Source organism: Nonomuraea fuscirosea (assembly GCF_003001935.1).
Lineage (GTDB): Bacteria > Actinomycetota > Actinomycetes > Streptosporangiales > Streptosporangiaceae > Nonomuraea > Nonomuraea fuscirosea.
Genome location: NZ_PVNG01000006.1, coordinates 106007 through 122394, shown reverse-complemented (window position 1 = coordinate 122394; position 16388 = coordinate 106007). Strand labels below are relative to the sequence as shown.

At 71.9% G+C, this 16388-nt stretch carries 17 protein-coding genes; 9 read left to right on the top strand and 8 right to left on the bottom strand.

What is annotated here, in order from left to right; all coding sequences use genetic code 11:
• Nucleotides 1–318: 318 nt before the first annotated feature.
• Nucleotides 319–1443: a PEP-utilizing enzyme gene (locus tag B0I32_RS59835; RefSeq protein WP_245955847.1), complete on the top strand. Its 1125-nt coding sequence runs from the start codon at nt 319–321 to the stop codon at nt 1441–1443.
• Nucleotides 1444–1457: 14 nt separating this feature from the next.
• On the opposite strand, the gene B0I32_RS15580 is transcribed toward B0I32_RS59835, so the two are convergent.
• The gene (locus tag B0I32_RS15580) at nt 1458–1826 is read right to left on the bottom strand and encodes an STAS domain-containing protein (protein WP_106239454.1); all 369 of its coding nucleotides are present in this window, start codon (nt 1824–1826) and stop codon (nt 1458–1460) included.
• Entirely contained in the window at nt 1826–2197 is a 372-nt protein-coding gene (locus B0I32_RS15575; RefSeq protein WP_106239452.1) for an STAS domain-containing protein, read from the bottom strand. Before B0I32_RS15575 ends, B0I32_RS15580 begins: the two co-directional genes overlap by 1 nt.
• Nucleotides 2198–2380: 183 nt before the next feature.
• Between B0I32_RS15575 and B0I32_RS15570 the strand changes: the two genes are divergently transcribed.
• Nucleotides 2381–2698, top strand: coding sequence for a helix-turn-helix transcriptional regulator (locus tag B0I32_RS15570; protein WP_106239450.1), 318 nt, complete (start codon nt 2381–2383; stop codon nt 2696–2698).
• Between the two features lie 122 nt (nt 2699–2820).
• The gene (locus B0I32_RS15565; RefSeq protein ID WP_106239447.1) at nt 2821–3195 is read left to right on the top strand and encodes a DUF2255 family protein; all 375 of its coding nucleotides are present in this window, start codon (nt 2821–2823) and stop codon (nt 3193–3195) included.
• Between the two features lie 33 nt (nt 3196–3228).
• Here B0I32_RS15565 and B0I32_RS15560 read toward each other — a convergent pair whose 3' ends face one another.
• A complete protein-coding gene (locus B0I32_RS15560; RefSeq protein ID WP_106239445.1) occupies nt 3229–4806 on the bottom strand; it encodes an MFS transporter in 1578 nt (525 codons plus the stop codon).
• A 222-nt stretch (nt 4807–5028) separates the two neighbouring features.
• Between B0I32_RS15560 and B0I32_RS15555 the strand changes: the two genes are divergently transcribed.
• On the top strand, nt 5029–5400 hold the full coding sequence (locus tag B0I32_RS15555) for a YciI family protein (protein ID WP_106239443.1): 372 nt from the start codon (nt 5029–5031) through the stop codon (nt 5398–5400).
• On the top strand, nt 5397–6608 hold the full coding sequence (locus B0I32_RS15550) for an RNA polymerase sigma factor (protein WP_106239440.1): 1212 nt from the start codon (nt 5397–5399) through the stop codon (nt 6606–6608). The genes B0I32_RS15555 and B0I32_RS15550 overlap by 4 nt, the downstream gene beginning before the upstream one ends.
• Before the next feature lie 17 nt (nt 6609–6625).
• On the opposite strand, the gene B0I32_RS15545 is transcribed toward B0I32_RS15550, so the two are convergent.
• Nucleotides 6626–7282 (bottom strand): CBS domain-containing protein, encoded by a 657-nt coding sequence (locus tag B0I32_RS15545; RefSeq protein WP_106240121.1) that lies wholly within the window; start codon nt 7280–7282, stop codon nt 6626–6628.
• Between the two features lie 419 nt (nt 7283–7701).
• Between B0I32_RS15545 and B0I32_RS15540 the strand changes: the two genes are divergently transcribed.
• Together B0I32_RS15540 and B0I32_RS15535 are read left to right on the top strand one after the other, a co-directional pair.
• The gene (locus tag B0I32_RS15540; protein WP_106239437.1) at nt 7702–8310 is read left to right on the top strand and encodes a peptide deformylase; all 609 of its coding nucleotides are present in this window, start codon (nt 7702–7704) and stop codon (nt 8308–8310) included.
• A gap of 207 nt (nt 8311–8517) precedes the next feature.
• Nucleotides 8518–8979, top strand: coding sequence for a hypothetical protein (locus B0I32_RS15535; protein WP_106239434.1), 462 nt, complete (start codon nt 8518–8520; stop codon nt 8977–8979).
• A gap of 19 nt (nt 8980–8998) precedes the next feature.
• Here B0I32_RS15535 and B0I32_RS15530 read toward each other — a convergent pair whose 3' ends face one another.
• Together B0I32_RS15530 and B0I32_RS15525 are read right to left on the bottom strand one after the other, a co-directional pair.
• Nucleotides 8999–9820 (bottom strand): class I SAM-dependent methyltransferase, encoded by an 822-nt coding sequence (locus tag B0I32_RS15530; protein ID WP_245955846.1) that lies wholly within the window; start codon nt 9818–9820, stop codon nt 8999–9001.
• Nucleotides 9821–10099: 279 nt separating this feature from the next.
• Nucleotides 10100–11332, bottom strand: coding sequence for an MFS transporter (locus B0I32_RS15525; RefSeq protein WP_106239429.1), 1233 nt, complete (start codon nt 11330–11332; stop codon nt 10100–10102).
• Between the two features lie 162 nt (nt 11333–11494).
• Between B0I32_RS15525 and B0I32_RS15520 the strand changes: the two genes are divergently transcribed.
• The gene (locus B0I32_RS15520) at nt 11495–12553 is read left to right on the top strand and encodes an LLM class flavin-dependent oxidoreductase (RefSeq protein WP_106239425.1); all 1059 of its coding nucleotides are present in this window, start codon (nt 11495–11497) and stop codon (nt 12551–12553) included.
• A gap of 855 nt (nt 12554–13408) precedes the next feature.
• Here the strand turns inward: B0I32_RS15520 and B0I32_RS15515 are convergent.
• Nucleotides 13409–14134 carry an SDR family NAD(P)-dependent oxidoreductase gene (locus B0I32_RS15515; RefSeq protein ID WP_106239423.1) on the bottom strand — a complete coding sequence of 242 codons (726 nt, stop codon included), beginning with the start codon at nt 14132–14134 and terminating at the stop codon, nt 13409–13411.
• A gap of 97 nt (nt 14135–14231) precedes the next feature.
• Between B0I32_RS15515 and B0I32_RS15510 the strand changes: the two genes are divergently transcribed.
• Entirely contained in the window at nt 14232–14828 is a 597-nt protein-coding gene (locus tag B0I32_RS15510; protein WP_106240115.1) for a TetR/AcrR family transcriptional regulator, read from the top strand.
• Between the two features lie 250 nt (nt 14829–15078).
• Here B0I32_RS15510 and B0I32_RS15505 read toward each other — a convergent pair whose 3' ends face one another.
• Nucleotides 15079–16347 carry an erythromycin esterase family protein gene (locus B0I32_RS15505; protein WP_181307425.1) on the bottom strand — a complete coding sequence of 423 codons (1269 nt, stop codon included), beginning with the start codon at nt 16345–16347 and terminating at the stop codon, nt 15079–15081.
• Between the last annotated feature and the right edge of the window lie 41 nt (nt 16348–16388).

Here is a 16388-nt window from a genome sequence, read left to right as displayed (position 1 = left end):
CCGACGGCCTGCGCACCGTGCTCAAGGACAAGGAGTTCACCGCCTCGCTGGCGCGCGGCAGGACCTCGATGCTGGACTTCGGCGACGCCGGCCCGCTGACGATCGCCCGCCAGTACCTCAAGCTCTCCCGCGCGGACGACCCCGGTGTCGTGCCCGCCCTCATCGCGCACACCGAGGAGACGGTGGAACGGCTGCGCGCCGGCCTGGCGGGCAGGTCCGGCGACGAGCTGTTCCAGTACATCCTCGACGACCACTCCGTCCTGGCCGAGCTGACCTTCGACCCGCAGCGTGGCCGCGGCCTTCGTCGGCATTCAGGCGGTGAACTGGGTCGACAAGCACATGGAGTCCTGGCTCGGCGTGCGGAACGCCGCCGACGCGATCGCCCACTCCGCCGACCACAACGTGGTGGCCGCCATGGGGCTCGGCCTGCTGGACGTCGCCGACGTCGTCCGCGCGCACCCCGAGGTCGTCCGCCACCTGGAGACCGCCCCGCGCGGGGAACTCCTCGCCGGCCTGGACGGGCTCGCCGGCGGCGCCGCCGTACGGGAGACGCTGGAGGGCTATCTGCGCGCGTACGGGATGCACTGCGCCGGCGACATCGACATCACCAGGACCAGGTGGAGCGAGGACCCGGCGCCGCTCGTCCCGCTCATCCTGGCGAACGTGCGCGCCTTCGCGCCCGGCGAACGCCGCCGCAGGACGGAACAGGGCCGCGCCGAGGCGGAACGCGCCATGGAGGACCTGCTCGGCCGGGTCGGGAAACTGCCCGGCGGCGCGGCCAAGGCCAGGAGGGCGGCCAGGAAGATGCGCCTGATCCGCCACTTCATCGGCTACCGCGAGTACTCCAAGCACTCCCTGCTGCTGCGCTACGAGCTGTACAAGCGGGCCCTGATGGCGGAGGCGGCGCGGCTGGCGGAGCGCGGGGTCGTCGAGAAGCCCGAGGACGTGTACTTCCTGTCCATCGAGGAGTTCAGGAGCGCGGTCGCCACCGGCGAGCTGGACCCCGCGCTCGTCACCGCCCGGCGGGAGGCGCACGAGGTCTACCGGAAGCTGACCCCGCCGCGCGTGATCACCTCCGAGGGTGAGGTCTTCTCCGGCGCGTACGACGCCGGCGCCCTGCCCGAGGGGGCGTTGGCGGGCATCGCCGTGTCGTCCGGCGTCGTGGAGGGCCGCGCCCGGGTCATCCGCGACCTCGCCGAGGCCGACGTCGAGGAGGGGGACATCCTGGTGACGGTCTGCACCGACCCGAGCTGGTCGCCGCTGTTCGTCTCGGTCAAGGCCGTGGTAATGGAGGTCGGGGGCGTGATGACGCACGGCGCCGTGGTGGCGCGTGAGTACGGCCTGCCCGCCGTCGCCGGGGTGGACGGGGCCACCGAGCGCATCGAGGACGGCCGGCTGATCCGGGTCAACGGCAGCGAAGGCTATGTCGAACTGCTCCCCTGAAACGCTCCAGGCGGCTAGGCGGGCTCGGTCGGCTCGGCCCGCTCGTACAGGTCCACCGCGGCGAGCGCCTGCTCGACGTTGTCGTACACGGACACGGCCCGCTCGGCGCCGGTGATCTCCAGCAGCCGGGCCACCCTGGGCCGGAGCCCGGCCAGGTGCACGCCCGCGCCGTGGACGCGGGCGAGCGTCGCCGCGGCCAGCAGGACGGCCAGCCCGGAGCTGTCGAGGAACGTCAGCCCGCTCACATCGACGACCAGGTGCTCGTCCAGCCGCCGGCGCACCTGGTCGAGGTAGGTCTCCAGGTCGGCCGAGGTGGTGGCGTCCACCTCGCCGGCGATCGTGATCACGCTCACTCCGGGCAGGTGACGGCCGGCCAGGCGCATCACAGACCTCCGGAGGGGGACGCGGGCGGCGCGCACACCGCCGCGGCCGCCTCCTCGACTCCGGCGTGCACGTTCAGGACCTCCTCGACACCGGTGATCTCCAGGACCCGGGCGGGAACGTCGCGCACCGCGGCCAGGTGCAGGCAGCCGCCCCGCTCACGTACGCCGGCGTGCACGCGCAGCAGCGTGTGCAGGCCGCTGCTGTCCATGAAGGTGAGCCCGTCGAGATCGAGGAGCAGCGGCTCGCCGGGCCGGCCAGAACCGCCGATGAAGGATTCGAGGTCCCCGGCGTTGGTGGCGTCGAGTTCCCCGATGACGCTGATCACTTCGCCGGCCGCCAGGGACCGGCGGCTCAGGCTGAGGGCAGACATGGCGACCTCGTGACGCTCAGAGTGCCGACAGGGTGCACGGAGGCATTGCGGTGAACGCCGTGCACTCCGTAGGTTACGACTGAAGACTGTTGCACGAAAGACTATTCGTCATAGGATCTTCATGTAAAACTTTTCATCCATCTCCGCAGAGCCGGAGAAGCCGCGGAGGAAGCACACACAACCGTGCACGCAACCGAGAACGAACCGTCCACCTGGACCTTCCTGACCCACCACGCACGGGTGCTGGTGGCGATCACACGCGACCCCGGGGTGCGGCTGCGTGAGATCGCCGAGGGCATCGGCATCACCGAGCGGGCGGTGCAGAAGATCGTGTCCGACCTCTACCAGGCCGGCTATCTGACCCGGGAGCGGGTCGGCCGGCGCAACCACTACAGCCTCAACCTCGACCAGCACTTCCGCTATCCGACGGAGGCCGACCTGCCGATCAGCCTGCTGATCGGGATCTTCACCCAGCGCGGGCTGCCGCACCAGGACGGCTGACGGCGCCTTTGCCAAGACCATGCGCACCCGGGCAGGCCGCCAGGACGGTGCCCGGGTACGGATGGGTCGACGGGGAAAGGGGATCGCCGCCGCCGGCGGTCGACTCGGGAGGGGGCCCGCCGATGTCCGGGTGGAGCATCCACGAGCTCACCGCGATCGGGACGGCCGAGAAGCTGCAGCTGTCCTCCCGTCGCGGCGACGGCACCCTGCGCCGTCCCGTGCCGGTCTGGGTGGTGCGGCACGGCGACGAGCTCTACGTCCGCTCCATGCACGGCCGCGAGGGCGCCTGGTACCGGGGCACGCTCACCCGGCACGAGGGCCGCGTCTCGGCCGGCGGCGTCGAGCGGGACGTCGGCTTCGCCGACGCCGACTCCTCCCTCGACGACGAGATCGACGGGGTGTATCTCGCCAAGTATCACCGTTACGGGCCGAACCTCCTGGCCGGCGTCGTCAGCCCCGAGGCCAGGGCCGCCACGATCAGGCTCGTGCCCCGCTGATCCCGGCTCCGGGAGGCGGCTGCCGCCGACTCGTCACCGTCTGGCTGTCGCCGCCGGCTCGGACGTAGGCACGCGTACGGGAGCGGCGGGGCGCATGAGGTGGACCAGCAGGGCCAGCCCGGCGAAGAGGGCGGCGGCGACGAGGCCGGTGACGTGCAGGCTCGTCGTGAACGCGGCGCGCGCGGCGTGCAGCAGCTCCGCGGCCTGGCCGGCGGGGAGGTGCCCGGCGGCGGCGATGGCGCCGGCCAGCGAGTCGGACACCGAGTCGGCCAGCGGACGGGGCAGCTCACTGGTCGTCGAGCCGGGCAGGGAGCCGGGCAGCGACTCCGTGAGTGAGCTGGACGTGCCGTTCATGCGGCTGCCGTAGACCACCGCGCCGAGCGCTCCGAGCAGTCCCAGGCCGAGCGAGCCGCCGAGGTAGTTGCCGGTCTCCGACATCGACGCCGCCGAGCCCGCGCGGTGCGGCGGCACGGACCCGACGACCAGCCCGGTGCCGAGCGCGAACAGCGGGCCGGTGCCGAGCGCGAGCACGGTGATGCCGGTCATCACCAGTGGCAGGGAGCCGGCGCCGCCCACGGCGGCCAGCAGCAGCGCGCCCAGCGCGGAGCAGGCCAGCCCGGCGGCGATCGCGGTCGTCCGGTCCATCCGCCTGGCCAGGGCCGGCGCGAACATGGTGCCGGCCGCCGTGCCCAGTCCCATCGGCGCGAACAGCACCGCCGCGGCGACCGGCGAGTGTCCGAGGACGCCCTGGAGGTACTGGGTGACCATCAGCCCGGTGCCGGCCATGGAGACGCCGGCCAGGACCAGGGCGACGAGCACGGCGGTGAACGGGCGGTTGCGGAACAGGCTCAGGTCCAGCAGCGGGGCCTCCAGCCGCAGCTGGCGGCGGACGAACACGGCGCCGACAGCCGCCCCGGCGACGAGGGCCACCGCCGGCCCGGCCTGCGCGCCCTCGACGGTCAGCTGCTTGATGCCGTAGATCACCGCCAGGACCGCGACGAGGGACAACCCGACGCTGACCGGGTCCAGCCGACCGGCCTGGTCGCTGCGCCGCTCCGGCAGCAGGAAGGGCCCGGCGAGCAGCAGCACCGCCATCGCCGGGACCGCGACCAGGAACACCGACCCCCACCAGAAGTGCTGCAGCAGCAGCCCGGCGAGCACGGGCCCGAGCGCACCGCCGGTGAACTGGCAGGTCGCCCAGATGGCGATGGCCCGCCCGCGCCGCCGTTCGTCGCGGAACAGGTCGGTGATCAAGGCGAGGGTGGACGGGGTCAGGCTCGCGCCGGCGACGCCCAGCAGCGCGCGCACGACGATCAGCATCAGCGGGCTGACCGAGAAGGCGGCCACGACCGACAGCACCAGGAAGGCCGCCGCGCCGATCATCAGCAGTCTCCTGCGCCCGATCCGGTCGCCGAGCGTGCCCATCGTGATGACCAGGGCGGCCACGGTGAATCCGTAACCGTCGGTGATCCACAGTTGCTGGACGCTGGACGCGCCCAGGTCGGCGCTCAGTTGCGGCAGGGCCAGGAGCAGGGCCGTCATGTCCATGGCGACGAGCAGGGTCGGTAGTGTGAGGACGGCCAGTCCCAGCCAGGCCCGGTTGACACGCATGTTGCGAACTTCCTGTTCTCTCGACGTTTCGCCGGGAGGTCGGAGCGGCCGGACGTTTCTTGACATCGGCGCGGGCCGGATTTTCGCCGCGTACGCGCACCGCCGGGGTTCCATGAGAGATTTCGCGAAAAGTCCGGCCGGGGATGTCAAGACGGCGGCGGCGGCTCCGACCAACCGGCGAAGGGCCCCGCTCCGGGGCTCGCACCACACGAGGAGTACGCGATGAAGTTCCTGATCAACCTGCACATCAACCCGGCCGTGCTGGACGCGCTGACCGACGAGGAGAAGGCGGCGATCGGCGACGGCCACGCCGCGTTCATCGAGGCGCTGAAGAAGTCCGGCGAGCTGATCACGACGCAGGCGCTGGCCGACCCGTCGCAGGCGGCGGTGGTGTCCGTGCGCGGCGGCCAGCCGGTGGTGACCGACGGCCCTTTCCTGGAGGCCAAGGAGTTCCTGGGCGGCTTCTACCTGATCGACTGCGAAAGCAAGGAACGGGCGATCGAGCTGGCGGCGCAGATCCCGGACAGCGCGATCGAGGGCCTGGGGGTGGAGGTGCGTCAGGTGATGTTCGCTGACGGACAATTGGAGTCATGACATCTCCGGCCATCGAGGACCTGCTGCGTGAGCTCACGCCGCAGGTCCTCGGCACGTTGCTCCGCCGCCACGGGCAGTTCGAGGGCTGCGAGGACGCCGTCCAGGAGGCCGTGCTCGCCGCGGCCGTGCAGTGGCCGGCCGAGGGGGTGCCGGACAACCCGCGCGGCTGGCTGACCACCGTCGCCTCCCGCCGGCTCATCGACCAGCTGCGCAGCGACCACGCGCGGCGCGAACGGGAGTCGGCCACGGCCGCGGAGGTGCCGCCGGAAGAGGTCCCCGACACCGACGACACGCTCGTGCTGCTGTTCCTGTGCTGCCATCCGACGCTGACCGGGGCCTCTCAGACGGCGCTGACGCTGCGGGCGGTCGGCGGCCTGACCACCGCCGAGATCGCCCGCGCGTTCCTGGTGCCCGAGGCCACGATGGCGGCCAGGATCAGCCGGGCCAAGCAGCGCATCAAGGCGGCCGGCAGCTCGTTCAGCCTGCCGGACGGCGCGGAGTGGCAGGAGCGGCTGCGGGTCGTCCTGCACGTGCTCTACCTGATCTTCAACGAGGGCTACACCGCCTCCTCGGGCAGCGAGCTGCACCGCGCCGACCTCGCGCGCGAGGCGATCCGGCTGACCAGGATGGTGCACGCGCAGCTGCCCGGGGACGCCGAGGTGACCGGGCTGCTGGCGCTGATGCTGCTGACCCACGCGCGGCGCGAGACCCGTACGACGGCGGCCGGTGACCTGGTGCCGCTGGACGAGCAGGACCGCAAACAGTGGGACCGCGCGATGATCGACGAGGGCATCGAGCTGGCCAAGTCGTCACTGGCCGCGCCGGAGCTGGGGCCGTACCAGCTCCAGGCCGCCATCGCCGCCACGCACGCCGACGCCGCCTCGGCGGAGGAGACCAACTGGGCGCAGGTGCACGCCCTCTACCTGATCCTGGAACGCATCGCGCCCAACCCGATGGTCACCCTCAACCGGGCCATCGCCCTCGCCGAGATCGAGGGCCCGGCGGCCGGGCTGGCGCTGCTGGCCACGCTGGACGGTGACGCGCGGCTGGCCGGGCATCACCGGCTGCTGTCCGTACGGGCGCATCTGCTGGAGCAGGACGGGGACCCTGGCGGGGCGTACGAGCACTACCGGCTCGCCGCGAAGGCCACCGCCAGCCTGGCCGAGCAACGCTACCTGGAGTCCCGGGCCCGCCGGGTACGGCCTTAGCCCGAGCAGCCGGTCGGTCACATGAGCGGGGGGACGACGATCAGGTCGTCCTTGCGCGCGGTCAGCTCGCACACGACGTCGATGACGCCTTCGACCGCCCTGACGGCCTCGGTGAGGGCGATGGCCCGCGACCGGGTCGCGACCTCGCCGGTGAGCGTGACGACGCCGCGATCGATCCGCACGCCCACCCCGTCCGGACCGGCGAGCGCCGCGTCGACGTCGGCCGCCAGCTCGTGCTCGGGGCGGGTGAAGACGCGCAGGACGTCGCGCTGGTGCAGGGTGCCGGCGATCCGCCCGGTGACCGGGTCGATCACGGGCAACTGCTTGACGCGCTTCTCGTGCATCAGGCGGGCGGCGTCGCGTACGGGGGAATTCGGCGTGACGGTGATCGCCGGGGAGGTCATGAGGGTGCCCGCGGTCACCGCCGCGGCCTTGCGGTGCTCCTGGCGCCGCCTGGACGACTCGAAGATCGACACGCTGTGCCGTACCTGATCGACCTCCTTGAGCAGGAGATCGTCCTCGGAGACCACGCCCACCGGCCGGCGGTCGGCGTCGATGACGGTCACCGCGCCCACCGCGAACCGCTTCATCGCGGCCACGATGTCCGCGAACGACGCGTCCTGCTGCACCGCTATGGCCACCCTGCCCATGACGTCCTTGACTGTGATCGGCATGACGTCCACCTCACCTTCTCCCCTTACCGTCCTCCGCGACGGGCCGGCCCGGCAGCGGCGAACGTCCCGAGTCGTATGGGTCCAACGGCCCTGACCGCACAGATACCGCCGATGCCCCTCGGCCCCCGCCGCACGATCCCCGTCGCCGCACCGGCCTCTGCCATGGCCACCGTCCTCGGCGCGAACCCCGCGACCTTCACCGCCGCCGACGTCGCTCTCCAGCTCACCGAAACCGCTGAACCACGTGCTCGGCGGCCAGGACCCGGCCGCGGGCCAGGGTCCAGGTCTGGTCGCGCGTCAATGTCGGCTGCCGGATATATCGGCACGTGCCCTACCTTCTACTGAGCGAGTGCCGACAGAGAGGATCTCCCGTACATGAGGCATCACGAGAGCGCGGCCGGAAGGCCGGGTGGGCGGCGATGAGCGGCGCGGAGCTGATCGAGCGTGTGCACGCCCTGCTGGAAGCGCCCCGGCCCTGGTCCGTCACCCAGGTCGGCGACCCCGTGCTGCGCCGCACGGCCGCGCCCTACGACGGGCAGCTGCCCGACGGGCTGCTGCGCGAGCTGCTCGACGCGATGTTCCGGCACCTGCCCGGTGTCGGGGTGGGGCTGGCCGCGCCGCAGATCGGCATCCCGCTGGCGCTGGCCGTCATCGAGGACCCCGCCGACGTCCCGCCGGACATCGCGGCCGCGCGGGAACGGCCGCCGCAGCCGCCGCTCGAACTCGTCAATCCCGTCGTCACCCCGCTCGGCTCCGAGCACCGCGCCTTCTACGAGGGATGCCTGAGCGTCGAAGGCATGACCGCCGTCGTCGCCAGGCACGCGCGGGTCCGGCTGTCGGCGCTCGACGGGAGCGGGCGCGCGTACGACGCCGAGTTGTCCGGATGGCCGGCGCGCATCGCCCAGCACGAGACCGACCACCTGAACGGCCTGCTGTACCTGGACCGGGCCGATCTCCGCTCGCTCTCGACGATCGCCAACCACGAACGTTTCGTGGCCGCCCCGCAGGCCGGCCCCGCACCGGCCTGACCGATCCCGCTCCGGGAACGTTTTCCGGAGCGGGAGCACCGGTGTGCGCCTTGGATCCGGCGTCGTGCCAGGGGGCCGACGTTTGGGTGGCGTGAGTCGGGCGATCATCTCACCTGGGGGAAACGGTCACGATGTGTCACATTCGGGGGTCGAATCCCGTCATGAAGGTATCTGGGGGAAACCCCGAAACCGCACGGCAGGGTGAGCATGGAGACCTCTTCACACATCGAGCACACCGGTCCCGGCGCCTGGCGGATCGCCATGGACGCCACCGAGGCGACGCTGTCCGTGGGCACGTCGGGGCGGCGGCGTTCGCTGTCCGATCCGCCCGGCGTCAGCGGCGCCTTCTACCTGCGGCCGAGCGGCGCGCTGGCCGGGTTCGCCCTGCGCCTGCCGCTGCGGCCGCCCGCTCCCGGGGCCGAGGCGCCGGTGCTGCTGTGGGAGTCGGCCGACCTGGAGAGCGAAGGGCGGGCGTGGCTGCGGTTCGGGCGGCAGGAGGTGTGCCGGGCCGTGTCCGTGCTGTGTGCCGGGGTTCCGGGCGCGCACCCGTACGTGAAGATCGTCTTGGAGACGGCTTTCTCGTCGTGGAGCCTGCGCCTGCCCGGGGTGCGGTGGCCCCGGCCCCGGATGGTGACGCTCAGGCTGTTCAGCGAGATCCGGCCGGCGTGACGCGCGCGGCGGGGCGCGGTTACGAGACCTCGTAGACGCGGGTGGTGCCGAAGACGCTCTCGCCGCCCCGCCGCCGCCAGGGCGCCACCGTGCGCAGGTGGCGGAAGCGGCCGGTGCGCAGCAGGCGGTGCTCCTCGACGGGGTTGAAGTAGATCAGGGTGAGCGGGCGCGGGTTGCGGTCGACCGAGTCGAGCAGGCGGTCCATCGTGGTGGCGAACGTCTCTCCTCTGAACGGGTTGTTCAGGAAGACCACGCTGACGTCGTCGGGGATGCGGTAGTCGAGCACGTCGGAGCGGACGAACTCCACCTCGCCGGCCCGCAGCCGGAGCCTGGCGCCCGACAGGTTGGCGCGGGCGACCTCGGTCAGCTCGGCGGACAACTCGACGCCGATCACCCGCTTGAACGGGTACGCGCTGGCCGCCTCCAGCACCATGCGGCCCTTGCCGGCGCCGAGGTCGAGGAACACGTCGTGGCCGGCGACGTCGCGGGCGGGCAGCGCCCGGCGCAGGGTGCCCCAGTGGGCGGGCGAGTAGTAGACGCGTTCGGGGTGGTCGAGGCCGAAGTCGGCGAGATCGGCGAAGTCGGCGGTGCTCACGCCGTAGCGGCGGTCGTACAGGAGGCGGGCGAGCCTGCGGCGCAGCGGGCGCAGCCGGATGGGCAGGCCGCCCATCATCAGGACCTCTTCGACGGGCAGCGCCGCCTCGCAGACCAGGGCGATGGGCGCGCTGGTGGCGAGGGCGCCGAACAGCAGCGGGATCCGCTCGCGGACGTCTGTGCGTGGGGCCGGGATGGAGGGGACGGCGGCGTGCTGGGGGCGGGCCAGGTCGTCGATCAGGGTCACGGCACGTCTCCTCGGGAGATGCGGGGTGGCTCCGGACGGCGGGGGCGGGCCAGGCTGCGGCGCCGTTCGCCGTCTCGATTATGACCCGCCGCAGGCCGCCACGTCACACGCCCGCATACTGCACCGCTCGCCGCCAGGCACCACGTCACACGCCCGCATACTGCACCGCTCGCCGCCAGGCACCACGTCACACGCCCGCATACTGCACCGCTCGCCGCCAGGCACCACGTCACACGCCCGCATACTGCACCGCTCGCGGCCGGACGCCGCGTGTCGTCGTCAGGAGGCCGGGCGGACGTGGGGTGCGTCCGCGCGGCGGCGGGCCGTGGCGCGCACGGCGGTAACGGTCAGCAGCAGTGTCAGCGCCGACACGCAGGCCAGCAGAACCAGGCCCAGCCCGTACGAACCGGACCTGCCGTACACGAAGCCCATGACCAGCGGCGGCACGAACCCGCCGAGCCCGCCCGCGGCCCCGACCAGGCCGGTGACCGAGCCGACCTTGTCGGCCGGGGCCGCCGTAGCGACCAGGGCGAAGGTGGCTCCGCTGCCCGCGCCGAGGGCGGCGGCCATGATCAGGAACGCGGCCGTGCCCGCCGGCATCAGCGGCGGGGTGAACGCCTGGGCCGCCGCGCAGAGCGCCACCACGGCGAAGACGGCGGCCAGGACGGGGATCGGGCCCAGCCGGTCCGACAGCCAGCCGCCGGCCGGGCGCGCCACCACGGCCAGCAGCACGAACCCGGCCATCCGGTTGGCCGCGTCCGCCTGCTCCAGGCCGTACGCGGACTCCAGGTAGACGGGCAGGTAGACAGAGAAGGCGACATATCCGCCGAACGCGACCCCGTACAGGATGCAGGCCTGCCAGGTGATCGGCAGGCGCACGGCCGCGGCCAGGCGCGCGGTGATCGGCGCGACCGGTGCGGCGCGGCCGGGCGGGTCGCGCATCAGGAGCCAGGCCACGGCGGCGTACAGGGCGAGCGCGGCGGCGGTGAGCAGGAACGGGGTGGCCGCGCCGCCGGCCTCGACCAGGCTGACCGTGGTGAGCGCGCTGATCGCGGTGCCGCCCATGCCCATGCCGAACACGCCGACGGCCAGGCCGCGCCGCTCGGGCGGGAACCAGCCGCTGACGTAGGGGACGCCGACGGCGAAGACCGTGCCGCCGATCCCGAGGAAGAACCCGCCGGCGAGCAGCGCCGCCAGGGAGCTCTGCCCCACCAGGCCGATGAACAGCACCGGCACGATGGTGGCGGCCGAGATCAGCGGGAACATCGTCCGGCCGCCGAAGCGGTCGGTGAGTGCTCCGACGGGGATGCGGCCCAGCGAGCCGACGATCACGGGGACCGCGACGAGCAGCGCCTGCTGGGCGGCCGTGAGGTTCAGGGTCTCCTTGAACCTCGGGCCCAGGGGGCTGAGCAGGGCCCACGCCCAGAAGTTCACGGCGAACCCCGCCGTCGCCAGCAGCAGCATCAGCGCCGGTGTGCCGGCCGGCCGTGCGCTGCTCTTGTCGATGCTCATCCTGCTCGTCCTCCCATAAGGCCTGCTCAGGGCATTCCCCTGGGGTGGAGTCCGGTAAGCATCCGGCCGTCGGATCGCTGCCGCCGACCGCCACGACCTCTTGCGGCAACCTCACCGCCTTTTATACTAAACCTACATGTAGAGTAGGTTTTGGAGCCGCTGATGAGTCCCACGTTCCTCTGGTACATCCCGAACCAGGCGCAGCCCGGCCACCGGGGCGACGACGTCGTCGAGGACCACGACAGCTTGCCGACCCTCACGAGTCACGCCCTGGCTCTCGAACGGCACGGCTGGGACGGGGCGCTGCTCGGCACCGGGTGGGGGCGGCCCGACACGTTCACGGTCGCGACCGCGCTGGCCGCGCGGACGACGACGTTCCAGCCGCTGATCGCGGTGCGGCCCGGTTACTGGCATCCGGCCAAGTTCGCCTCGGCCGCCGCGACCCTCGACCACATGAGCGAGGGGCGGGTGCTGGTCAACATCGTCTCGGGCAAGGACAATCTGGCCGCGTACGGCGACTGCGAAGGCGACCAGGCCCACCGCTACGCCCGTACCAGAGAGTTCATCCGGATCGTGCGCAGATTGTGGACCGAGGAGAACGTCACCTACCACGGGGAGCACTTCGGCGTCACCGACTCCACCGTGGCGCCGCGCCCGGTCGTCCGGGGCGAGCGCCGGCATCCTCCGCTCTACTTCGGCGGCGCCTCTGAGGCGGCCGAACGGGTGAGCGCCGCCGAGGCCGACGTGCAGCTCTTCTGGGGCGAGCCGCTCGACGGGGTCGGCGAGCGGATCGAGCGGCTCAAGCGGCTCAGCGAGGAGGTCGGGCGCGAGCACGCCCCGCTGGAGTTCGGGCTGCGCATCACCACGCTGGTACGCGACACCACCGAGCAGGCCTGGGCCGACGCCGAGGCCAAGGTCGCACAACTGGCGCAGGGCCACATCCCGCGCGACCCGAACTGGCGCGCCGCCGTCGGCCAGCAACGACTGCTGGACCTGGCCGCACGGGGCGACGTCCTCGACGACAACCTCTACACGGCGCCCGGCCGGTACGGGGCGGGCGGAGCGGGGACGACGTGGCTGGTGGGGTCGGCCGAGGACGTGGCCAAGTCACTCCGCCGCTACCAGTCCCTCGGCATCACCCACTTCATCCTCTCCGACACCCCTTACTTGCCCGAGATCACCCGCCAGGGATCGCAGCTTTTGCCGCTCCTACGCCCCTGAACGCACGCCGCCGCGACATCGGCACGCCGGCGGCCATCTCCAGTCCTGCGACCTACGCACCGCCGACGGCAACCGCTTCTCGGACCCCAGCGAGCGCCCCCGGCCACCGAGCAGGCCACGTGAACCACAACGAGCGGCCCCTTCTGATCCGACAAGCGATCTTCGAAGGCGGTGCACGATCGGCGGGGGCCGCACGACCGGGGGGCCGCACGACCAGCGGAGTGCGCACAACCGGGGGCCGCACAACCGGGGGTGCCACACAACCGGGGGTCCCACACGATCAGCGGAGTGCCGCACCTGATCGGCGGGGCGACGCACGATCGAGGAGGCCGCGCCCCATCGATTGACGAAGACGGTGTGCCTGATCGGCGCGCACCGCCCATCGACGAAGGCCGTGCACGACCGGGGGCGCGCCTGACCGACAACGCCAACCCCGCTCGGCGAAGACGGAGCACGGCCTGCAGCGGCCGCACCTGATCGACGGAGCCGTGCGCGATCGGCGGTGCCACGCCTGCTCAGCGGAGGTCGCGACGCCTGGCCGAGGCAGCGCCTGACCGCCAACCCCCCCACCCCATCGAACCAGCCGCTCCCGACCGGCACAGGCACTCCACGACCGCCGGGCCGCACCTCATTCACCGACCCGCTCCTGACCGGCGGACACGTACCCGATGGGCGGGCTCCACCTGATCGACGAAGGCAGCGCATCGCCGAAAGAGGCGGCACGCAACCCGCGGAGGCCACGACTGACGAACGAAGCCCTGCACGACCGACGGACCCGCACCTGAGCAACGGGAGCCGTGGACGACCAGCCGAGACAGCGCTCCGCCACCCCAGCCGCAGCCGATCTTTCCAGGGTCAGAATGCGCTGAACGTCGTCTCCGGGCGGTCGCGCTTGGTGAAGAGCTCCCAGGCGCCGTCCGCGAGCGTGTCCGGGTCCAGGGAGCGGATCTGGCCGCCGAAACGTTCGGGCTGGGAGGCGACCAGCTGGTAGATGTCGCCTCGTTCGATCAGCCCTCCGATGATCAGGTTTCCGGCGTACACGCCCTGTTCGGCCAGGGCCGCGTTGAGCGTCAGCCCGTAGTTGCGCAGTGCCGCCGAGGCGAGGGCCAGGCCGCCGAGTGCCGGCATCGGCATGACGGCGCTGAGGCCGCCGGCGAACAGCAGCCCGCCCTCTCCCCTGGCGAGCATGCCCGGCAGCACCTTGGCGACCACGTCGATCGCCGGATAGAGCAGCTCCATCGCCTCCCTGGCCTGCGCCTGGGTGGTCTCGGTGATCGGTTCCGGCCAGGCGGACGGGTCGGCGGCCCCCGGGCCGTAGTAGACGACGTCGATCGTCCCGAACCGTTCGGCGATCTCGTCGAGCGCGCCGTGCAGCCGGTCGCGGTCGTGCACGTCGGCGGCGAAGCCGGCCGCCTCGATGCCCGCCTCGGCCAGGGACGCCACGTATCCGGGGTGGCGATCTGCGCTGCGGGAGACGAGCGCCACGGCGTACCCCTCGCGTCCGAACCGGTGCGCCACGGACAGGCCGAGCCCGGGTCCGGCCCCGATGACGACGATGGTCTTTCTTGCTGCTGTGGACATGACTATCCCCTTCAACTAAATCGAGGGTTGCCTCAACTTTCTCTCCAGACCGTACCACGGAACTTGAGGGTGTCCTCGATTTCGTATGATGGAGGGCATGGCAGCCGAATCGAAGCCGCTGCGGTCGGATGCCGCGCGCAACCGCGACAAACTGCTGGTCGCAGCCGCCCAGACCTTCGCCGAACGCGGCCTCGACGCGCCCCTGGAACACATCGCCCGCCGCGCCGGGGTCAGTATCGGCACGCTCTACAACCACTTCCCCACCCGGGAGGCACTGCTGGAGGCGATCCTCCCCCAGCGGCTGGCCGCGCTGGAGGAGATCAACGCCTCCGCCCTGGCCGACCCCGACCCGTGGTCCGGGTTCGTCGGCCTGCTGGAGGGGATCTTCACGTTGCAGGCCGAGGATCACAGCCTCAACGACGCCATGGTGCAGAGCTTCTCGCTGAGCACCGACATGAGCCAGGCCTGCGGCGGCGGCCTGGGGGACGTCGAACGCATCATCGAACGCGCCAAGGCCGCCGGCCGGCTCCGCGCCGACTTCGACGTCCAGGACCTGGTCACCCTGGTCTGGGCGATGTCGCAGGTCATCCGGGAGTCGATGGACACGGCACCGGGCATGTGGCGCCGCTGCCTCTCCTTCTTCATCGACGGCCTGCACGCCGAGCCCGCCGCCCAGCCACTCCCCTCCCGATAGCCTCCACTGCCGACCCACCTCGGCCTGACCAGATCACCGGCGACCAGCCGGCTGGTGACCGGTTGACCCCACTTCCGATCTGCGGGCCGAGGCGAGGATGGTGGGCTGCTGGAAGGCAACGCGAATCACTGCGACTATCTGGTCCATCCAGCCCTGAGTGCGAAACTGCCCGAGGCCGAGATCACCCGTTATTACCGGTCTGTCAGCAGCGTCTTGGTTCAGGTACGCAGGCGGCTTTGTCAGGGGCCGGTCACAGCGGGGTCACCGGGCTTGCCTCTGGTACATAGATCAGGGCGTCGTAGGACTTGGCGGGCACCATCTCCACTGTGTACGCCCAGAGGATGGAGCTGTAGGCCGAGCGGAAGCCGTCGCCGACGCTGCCCATCCTGATCTTCGAGGTGAGCAGCTCACGGTTGCCCGGGTCGGCGGAGGCCTGCGCGAGGTTCACGTAGCCCATCGGCTCGCCGCCGAACAGCTTGGCCACAGGTGCGTCGTGGCTGACGGTGAAGCGTTTGCGTGCGCCTGAGTCCTCGTCCTTGCTGATGAAGGTGCTCCTGCCGAACTCGGTGCCGATCGCGAAGTAGCCGCCGCCGTAGGTCTTGGCCAGCCGCTGCCCCATCGACTGGAACGGGAACGCCGCGCCGCTCTTGTCGATGTGACCGTTGTGCCCGGCCACGATGATCTTCTTGCGTCCCTGGGCCGCCTCGGTGTCGGCGATCCACCCGATGCTCCCGGCCATCCAGGCGTCCCGTTTGGCGGCGTAGTCGTTGCCCGAGGTCTGCAGTCGCGCGCCGCGCCAGATCGTCTCGGCGTGGTGCAGGGCCGGCGCGTACGACTGCGCGGAGCTCGCTTTCACGTACCGCTCCCGCCCGGCCCTCATCGTGGTGACGAGCCGGCCTGCGGCGCTGGCAGCGGCGGCGGTCTTCTTCGGGTCCTGGGTGGTCCGGGTGGCGTCGGTGAGGTCGGCCAGCGACGTCTCCGCCTCGCGTCTCAGGGCGGGGTCGACCTTGGCGAGATAGCGCAGCAGCCGTTCCTTGTTGCGGTCGTAACGCTGCATGTCGAAGCCGTAGAGGCGGATCTTGTCGCGGTCGTCGGCGGCGGCGTTGTGGTCGTGGATCCACTTGATCAGGTCGGCCGTCTCGCGGGTGCGGTAGAGGTCGAACCCGAGCGCCTTCGCCGCGCCCTCCGCGCTGCCCTCGCCACCCATGACGTAGTCGCCGGCCACGGCCGTACCGCCGAAGTCGGCCTCGATGGCGACGGTGCGGAAGCCGTGGTCGCGCACCAGCCGCTGGATGACCAGCAGCCGGGTTCTGACGAACTCCTTGTTGCCGTGGGTCGCCTCGCCGATCCCGACCACGCGGGCGGGCGCGGCGTCGGAGAGTGGCGCCTGGTCGAGGGGGACCACGTCGGCGGCTGTCACCCCGGAGGTGTCCGCTCCCCCGCAGCCGGCCGCCGCCGACGCGCCGGTCAGGCCGCTCAGGATGATGGCCGCGAGTTTGCGGAACGGCCGGGCCCTCATGCCGGCCCGCCTTGGACGGCGGTGGCGGGGGGAAGGAGGTC